Origin of the sequence: Ammoniphilus resinae (genome assembly GCF_017873965.1) — a bacterium.
Classification (GTDB): domain Bacteria; phylum Bacillota; class Bacilli; order Aneurinibacillales; family RAOX-1; genus Ammoniphilus_A; species Ammoniphilus_A resinae.
In genome coordinates, this window is record NZ_JAGGKT010000018.1 from 63,287 (window position 1) to 70,656 (window position 7,370).

The window sequence follows — 7,370 nt, forward strand, 5'->3', positions numbered from 1 at the left end:
TAGAGTTGCCGAAATTCATTCCGATATCAAGGGAAATACTAAAATCGCCATCATAATATAAAGGCGGGTTGAAATAGTGAGTCAATCACAATGGATTAAAGAAATCGAAAAAGTTGCGATCCCCTTGACTATGGACAGTCTTGACCTGATCGTTGAGGCAATCGGAGATGCACAGTACGTTCTTTTGGGAGAAGCTTCCCATGGAACCTCAGAATTTTACACGTTGCGCGCTGAATTATCGAAACGGCTAATTCGGCAAAAGGGGTTCTCCTTCATCGCGGTGGAAGGCGATTGGCCGTCCTGTTTTCGCGTCAATCAATATATTAAAGGGTATCCGGACAGTGACAAGAATGCTCAGGAAGCGATGCAATCGTTTCAACGGTGGCCGACCTGGATGTGGGCGAATCGCGAGCTGATTCCCCTGCTTGATTGGTTGAAGGAGTGGAATCAGCAGCGAAATTTGGACGAGCGAGTTGGATTTTATGGGCTCGATGTTTACAGTCTTTGGGAATCGATGGAAGAAGTCGTCAAGTACCTAGAGAAAACCGGATCAGCGGATATAGAAATTGCCAGAAAGGCTTTTTCCTGTTTTGAGCCCTATGAAAGAGAGGGTCAGCAATACGGAGTTTATGCCGCCTTTTTCTCTCAGGACTGTGAGGATGAAGTGGTAAAACTCTTGCATGCCTTGCAGACCAAAAAACATTCAGGTGACTACAAACACGAGGAAGCCTTAGGTGCTGAGATCAACTCTTTGGTCGCCGTAAATGCGGAACGTTATTACCACTCCATGGTGCGCGGGGGACCGGAATCATGGAATATCCGTGATGAGCATATGGTCGAGGCATTAAAGCTTTTGATGGACTTTCATGGAAATCAGGCGAAAGCGATTATTTGGGAGCATAATACGCATATTGGAGACGCCCGGGCAACCGATATGGTAAAGGAAGGGATGGTCAATGTCGGTCAATTAGTCCGGGAGCAAAACGGGCAGAAAAATGTGTATGCCGTCGGATTTGGCACCCACCAAGGGACAGTGATTGCCGGAAATGCCTGGGGTGCACCAATGAAATCTGTCAAAGTCCCTGCAGCCGACCGTGGTAGTTGGGAAGATCTGATGCACCGAGCTGGCGCCTTTGATAAGATCCTGTTCTTTGATGACGCGACCTCTCCCCTTTTCCAAAAAGAAATAGGTCATAGAGCAATCGGTGTTGTCTATGACCCCAGATATGAACGCTATGGAAATTACGTCCCTTCCCGTATGGCAGAGCGCTATGACGCCTTTATTTATGTAGATGTAACAAAGGCCTTGGATCCGCTAGTACTAGAAGAAGTTCTAGTTTAGTGTCCGACAGAACTTGGCGGGTTTAGGGCCGCCTGTTTTCTCCTTGATTGAACTAGGAATCGATAAGTAACCAGCGAGCAGACACTTGCGCAGGCAATCACGATCCCCATCGGAATGGCCGTGTGGCTCCCTCCTAAACCCACAATCGGGGCCACGAATCCGCCGATAATGAAGGAGGTGACGCCAAGCAAAGCAGCTGCACTTCCCGCTGATTTCCCCTGACTTTGCATAGCCAAAGAGAATCCGGACGTATTGACGATCCCCACACTGGATACGACGATAAATAACGGGGGCAGAACAGCAGCAATCGGTGCCCCCGTCAGAATCATCACTAACAAGACAATTCCTCCGAAAGCAGACAGCCTAAGACCACTAACGAGCAACTTCGCTTCGCCGATCCGCCCTGCAAGCCGTCCTGTCGTTTGGGTCGCGATAATAATCCCCAGCCCATTGAGTGCAAAAATTAAACTGTACATCTGCGGTGTTACGCCGTATACATTTTGAAAAACAAAGGAAGAGCCGGAAATATAGGCAAACATCGCTGCAAAAACAAGACCTTGCGATATCGCATAACCCATGAAAACCCGGTCTTTAAGCAAGTTGCGAAAAGTAGTCAGAGTTTGCCCAACTCCTCCAGTGGCCCTACGCTCCTTTGGCAGGGTTTCTTTTAGACCAAAGAGTACAGTTAGAAGTAAGACGATACCCACGAAGCCGAGAACAAGAAAAACCCCTTGCCACGACGTAAATTTCAATAACTGTCCACCCAGAATCGGTGCCGCAATGGGACCAATCCCATTGACCAACATCAACAGAGAAAAGAACTTGGTCAGTTCAGAGCCGCTATAAAGGTCTCGAACAATGGCCCTGGAGATGACAATCCCTGCCGATCCTGCCAACCCCTGAACGAACCGCAAAGCAATCAAGGTCCAAACCGACGGACTAAATGCACAAAGAAGAGAGACCGCACCATAGATCGTAAGACCAATTAACAGCGGTTTTCGTCGTCCTTGAGCATCACTGAAAGGCCCCACAATCAATTGTCCAAGAGATAAGCCCAACACAAAAAAGGTAAGACTTAGCTGGACCAGGGAAGCACTTGTCTGAAGTTCTCCGGCGATATTCGGAAAAGCAGGCAGATACATATCGATTGATAATGGGCCAATTGTTGCCAAGCAACCAAGGATAATCGCAAATTTTATTCGTTGCCCCTGAGATGGAGCTAATTGATTCATTTTCATCACCTTCCCTATTATATCGAGCCGCAAACTGAATAGTCTAGCAAAAGATCATTTTCAATACTCGCGCGCAACAGATCTAGAGGGATCCATTGCAAACACCCAAAGTGGATTGACAAGATCCCTGGTTACTCTTATACTGAAGACGAATTTCACCACACAATTGTCTGAGGGCGATTGTGTGGTTTTTTATGTGCGAAAGGGAGATTTCTATGAAAACTTGGCATTATGCTATGATTGTTTTTTTGGGCGGTTGCAGCTTTGGCGTGTTATCTACTTTTGTAAAATTAGCCTATGCTGCAGGCTATTCCATGCAGGAAGTGACGGGAAGCCAATTTTTGCTTGGAACCTTGCTGATTTGGTCGGTTGTCCTTTTGACGAAGCAGAAAAGGGTCGACAAAAAGCAAACGTTTCGCCTGCTTCTCTCAGGAATTCCTATGGGGTTGACTGGGATGTTATATTATCAATCATTGCAGACGTTAGACGCATCGCTTGCGATTATCTTTCTATTTCAATTTGTGTGGATTGGGACCCTTTTAGAATGGCTAATTTATCGAAAAAAGCCCACGCTTGGAAAGATCGTTTCGATTGCTGTATTGCTGGTGGGTTCTGTGCTAGCCGCAGGTCTTCTTACAAATGGAGCTACTGGGCTATCGTGGGAAGGAATGGCTTGGGGAATTCTATCGGCCTTTTCTTTTTCTAGTTTTATTCTATTAAGCAGTATAGTAGGAAGGGAGGCTCCGCCACTGCTCAAAAGTGCCCTGATGGCCTCTGGAGGAATGATCACCATTTACCTCGTCTTTCCGCCGGTGTTCCTGTTCGATCTCCCTACTCTATCGGGGATTGCCCCGTATGGGTTATTTCTCGGACTATTCGGGGTCGTTTTGCCGCCCTTGCTCTTCTCCATTGGCATGCCGCATGTTGGAGCTGGACTTGGAACGATTTTGAGTGCCTCTGAACTGCCCGTGGCGGTTACCATGTCGGCTGTGGTTCTGGCGGAGGCCATTGGGTTGTCCCAATGGATTGGGGTTCTATTGATTTTGGCGGGAATTGTGGTTGGGAATGCTGGCGGTTCAAAACTTGAAAAGGAGAAGGCTGCCTAGGTTATAAAGTCTCATGAATCTGTTGCTCAGTCCCAATTCAGGCGCCAATTTCGGACTAGGACCGGGAATTTTTCTGTTGGCGTCTTACAAACACCGAGATGGTATCGCGATTCAGCCGGATTTGGGACAGGGGGGAGCACAAAAACTACTCGAGTTGTCGCGATTCCGCGGGATTTGAGACTGGAGGAACCCAAAAACTCCTTGAGTTGTCGCGATTCCGCGGGATTTGAGACTGGGGGGACCAAAAAAAAACTACTCGAGTTGTCGCAGCTCGGAGGGAATCGGGACTCAGTAAGCAGAAAAAGGGCCTCCTGAGGGAGAAAGCCCTAAATGGTGAATTTTATCCCCTTATTACAGATGAAGTCAACGTACGCCATCGTTTACATTTCCTTCCTCAACCGTGCATCCAATACAAACGTACCAAAAGGAAGCAATGAGGCAATAAAGGCGCCTACCACGCGAAGAAAAGACCACCTGCGGTTAATCCAGACGACAAGCAGGGCTAGTAAAAACATCACGAATAATACGCCATGAGCCATACCCACAACATAAACATAGCTTGGCAACCCAGCAAAATACTTAAGGGGCATCGCAATAAAAAGCAGTACCAAATACGAAATCCCTTCAATGATCCCGATCATCCGCAGGATTCCAATGGTAGATTTCCACATCTTTTTTCCTCCCTTTTAAACTATATCCACTACCTATACGTTAGAAAATAGTGAGAGGATTCATATAAAGAAATTTTTATATCTTGTAATATCCCTTAAACATTCTTCACATGATAATGACTGTTGAGTCAAAACTTAACAAACCTAAACAATCTAGAAGGATGTGTATTTTTATGTCAGAACAACAAATCCAACAGGCCATTCAATCGGCACAGCAAGCCCAACAATCCTTGTCACAGGCACAAGCAAGCGCCAACCCGCAGCAGATCCAACAAGCGCAACAGCAATTACAACAAGCTCAGCAACAATTGCAGCAGGCACAAACGCAGTTCTCTGGACAAGCCAACGCCCAGCAGCAACAGCAGTTACAGCAAGCCATTCAACAAGCGCAACAGGCGACTGGGCAGGCCCAGCAGGCTGCTCAGCAAGTGCAAGCAACCCAGCAAACACAACAGGCCCAAGCGCAGAATCAAGCACAACAAAATAATATGCAATAATCAGCCGCTGTTCCGAAAGTGGGCTTGTCCACCATTCACACTTCCGGGGCAGCAAATCCACTAATTTTCACACGTTCCCCCATCATTACCCAATCATAATCCGTTCCTTCGGATAATGATAAACATCTTTTGTTTCCTCTTTTTTCAGTAAGAACAAGAAGCTGATGATTCCGATCCTGCCAATGAACATCAATCCCATAATAATACATTTCCCCGCAATACTAAGATCAGGTGTAATTCCCATGGATAGCCCCGTTGTTCCAAATGCAGAAAAGGCTTCAAAGATAATGGCCATCAAGGGAAAGGGTTCAATAGCTGCTAACGTGATCACGGAAATCATAACTAAGCTCATGGCAACAAAGAAAACGACAAACGACTTAAAAATATCCTCAGGGTGGATCTCCCTATGAAAGATTTTCACTTCTTTTTTTCCCCGCACAAAGGCCAGAATTGTCAATACAATGACAGCAAAGGTTGTCGTCCGGATTCCACCCCCAACACTGCTTGGTGATGCCCCAATAAACATCAGGATACTCATCATAAGCAATGTAGGAACAGTTAAAACCCCTACATCCATCGTCGCAAGTCCACCATTTCTTGTCGTAACCGAATTAAACAGCGAATAAAATAAAGATTCGTGCCAGGTTTTCCCCGCGAGGAATGCATTTTTTTCAAAAAGAAGGAATAACAGCGCCCCAATGACAATCAGTGCAAAAAAAGTAAAGGATGTTAATTTTGCATAAAGAGAAAATCGGTAATTCTTTTTCAAATGCTTTTTTTGATACAGATACTCTCTGACCTCAAGGAGTACAGGGAATCCCACCGATCCAACAATCATCAACAGCATATTTATGGTCTGTACAAAATAGTCATGGGCAAAGGAATAGAGAGAATTGCCAAAAATGTCAAATCCCGCGTTCGTATAGGCACTAATAGCTGTAAAAAGTCCGTAATAATAAGCCTCATACCAGGTGGGAAACCGATTGGTGTACAGAAAATAGGAGCCTAACAAAAGGGTTCCAATCGCTTCAATAACAAGCGACATATATAAGATTCTCTGCATTAAGGCTACTAGCCCCGACATCGATAATCGATTCTGGTCAATCGCGATCCACTTTCGTTCTTCCAAACCAATTTTCCGCCCTAATACGATCCAGATAAAGGTCCCCAGCGTCAATATACCAATACCGCCAAATTGCAAAATCACCGCTAAAACCAGAGTCCCTGCAACATTAAACGTATCTGCTGTACTGACCACGCCAAGGCCCGTCACACTTATTGCACTGGTTGCAGTAAATAAGGCATCAATAAAAGACAAATTCACATGTGGCTGATGAAAAATCGGCAACCAAAGCAAGAAGGTTGACAGCAGTGTCGCCAACACATAGTAAAGGACAATCATTTGTACAGGAGTAAGTCGGCGGCTCATTTTCAATTTTTTCATTGGATCACCTTCATAGCGGATTATCCAATGATTTTAGCAGAATGTATAACGAAAAGCTACAGATCAAATCCCTTGTTTCGTAGTAGAGCGATGAATGATCTCTAAATCAAACACCTCTTGCGTGACCGGACACATGGGGTTCAGAATGCTTTTCACAAGAATCTGGGTCGCACGCTTAGCCATCTTCTCTACAGGAAGATGGACCGTTGATAATTTAGGAATGGTAAATTTGGAGAACTCCTGGTTGTCAAACCCCATCACCTCACATTGATCTGGTACGGAAATGCCATGATCATGGAGCGCCGACAAAGCTCCCATGGCCACGTGGTCACTGATGCAGATCAATGCCGTGGGATGATACGCATCCCTTATCAGTTCCCGAACAGCTTGGTATCCCCCATTCTCAGTAAATGTACAGGTTTTTTGAATATACTCGGTTTGCAGATCCTTTTCAAGCCGGCCGACAATGCCCGCCAAGCGTTGCTCCAATGCTTCCGAGGAGACCTCGGGATAGAGGATGGCAATCCGTTCATGGCGATTTTGAATAAAGTGTTCGGCTACCTTTTCACCTGCTTGAAAATTATTCGCGTTCACATAGGAATACTTACTAGAATACCGGTGGAACTGCACGATGGGGACACTGGGAGAAAAACCATCCATTAATTGTTCATCAGCCTTCGTCGTATGAGCCAAAATTGCTCCATTGAAACGGTTCGGGACCTCCAGTCCTTTCACCGACTGTATCCCCACCTCTCCATATGGTTCAATTAACAACTCTATTTCCATCTCTTCTTCAGTTATGATGTATTCCTGAATCCCATTCAAAAACCGAACAATAGTAGAAGCCCTGGTATCCATCGGCCAAAGAAGCGCCAAGGTTATTCGGCGATGATCCTCCCGGTTGCGAAGCTGGCGAGCAGAAAGATTGGGAACATAGCCCAATTTCCTTGCTGCTTCTATCACCCGTTGTTTGGTCGGGTCAGAAATAAAATGTACCCTATAGAGTAGACACATTAAAAAAAGTCTACCTATGGGGTACTTTTTTGTATAATAAGCAGATACAACACGGAGAAACTGG

Annotated in this window: 7 protein-coding genes; 2 read left to right on the forward strand and 5 right to left on the reverse strand. The window is 45.7% G+C overall.

The window, feature by feature from the left end; all coding sequences use genetic code 11:
* The first annotated feature begins 73 nt into the window (after positions 1–73).
* On the forward strand, positions 74–1,342 hold the full coding sequence (locus J2Z37_RS20965; protein WP_209812282.1) for an erythromycin esterase family protein: 1,269 nt from the start codon (positions 74–76) through the stop codon (positions 1,340–1,342).
* On the opposite strand, the gene J2Z37_RS20970 is transcribed toward J2Z37_RS20965, so the two are convergent.
* Positions 1,339–2,580: a multidrug effflux MFS transporter gene (locus J2Z37_RS20970; RefSeq protein WP_209812274.1), complete on the reverse strand. Its 1,242-nt coding sequence runs from the start codon at positions 2,578–2,580 to the stop codon at positions 1,339–1,341. The genes J2Z37_RS20965 and J2Z37_RS20970 overlap by 4 nt on opposite strands.
* 209 nt (positions 2,581–2,789) lie before the next feature.
* On the opposite strand from J2Z37_RS20970, the gene J2Z37_RS20975 reads away from it, so the two are divergent.
* Entirely contained in the window at positions 2,790–3,680 is an 891-nt protein-coding gene (locus tag J2Z37_RS20975; RefSeq protein WP_209812275.1) for an EamA family transporter, read from the forward strand.
* Between the two features lie 380 nt (positions 3,681–4,060).
* On the opposite strand, the gene J2Z37_RS20980 is transcribed toward J2Z37_RS20975, so the two are convergent.
* From J2Z37_RS20980 to J2Z37_RS20995, 4 genes are all read right to left on the reverse strand, one after another.
* Positions 4,061–4,351, reverse strand: a complete 291-nt coding sequence (locus tag J2Z37_RS20980) for a DUF3817 domain-containing protein (RefSeq protein ID WP_209812276.1) — start codon at positions 4,349–4,351, stop codon at positions 4,061–4,063.
* 171 nt (positions 4,352–4,522) lie between these two features.
* Positions 4,523–4,909, reverse strand: coding sequence for a hypothetical protein (locus J2Z37_RS20985; protein ID WP_209812277.1), 387 nt, complete (start codon positions 4,907–4,909; stop codon positions 4,523–4,525).
* Positions 4,910–4,933: 24 nt separating this feature from the next.
* Positions 4,934–6,292, reverse strand: coding sequence for a TrkH family potassium uptake protein (locus tag J2Z37_RS20990; RefSeq protein ID WP_209812278.1), 1,359 nt, complete (start codon positions 6,290–6,292; stop codon positions 4,934–4,936).
* A 63-nt stretch (positions 6,293–6,355) separates the two neighbouring features.
* The coding region (locus J2Z37_RS20995; RefSeq protein WP_245204046.1) for a LacI family DNA-binding transcriptional regulator at positions 6,356–7,370 on the reverse strand (1,015 nt) is incomplete at its 5' end.

What these genes read in the sequence shown, in the direction of transcription:
- J2Z37_RS20970 (WP_209812274.1), bottom strand. Translation starts at nt 2,580, where the DNA reads ATGAAAATGAATCAATTAGCTCCATCTCAGGGGCAACGAATAAAATTT.
- J2Z37_RS20975 (WP_209812275.1), top strand. Translation starts at nt 2,790, where the DNA reads ATGAAAACTTGGCATTATGCTATGATTGTTTTTTTGGGCGGTTGCAGC.
- J2Z37_RS20980 (WP_209812276.1), bottom strand. Translation starts at nt 4,351, where the DNA reads ATGTGGAAATCTACCATTGGAATCCTGCGGATGATCGGGATCATTGAA.
- J2Z37_RS20990 (WP_209812278.1), bottom strand. Translation starts at nt 6,292, where the DNA reads ATGAAAAAATTGAAAATGAGCCGCCGACTTACTCCTGTACAAATGATT.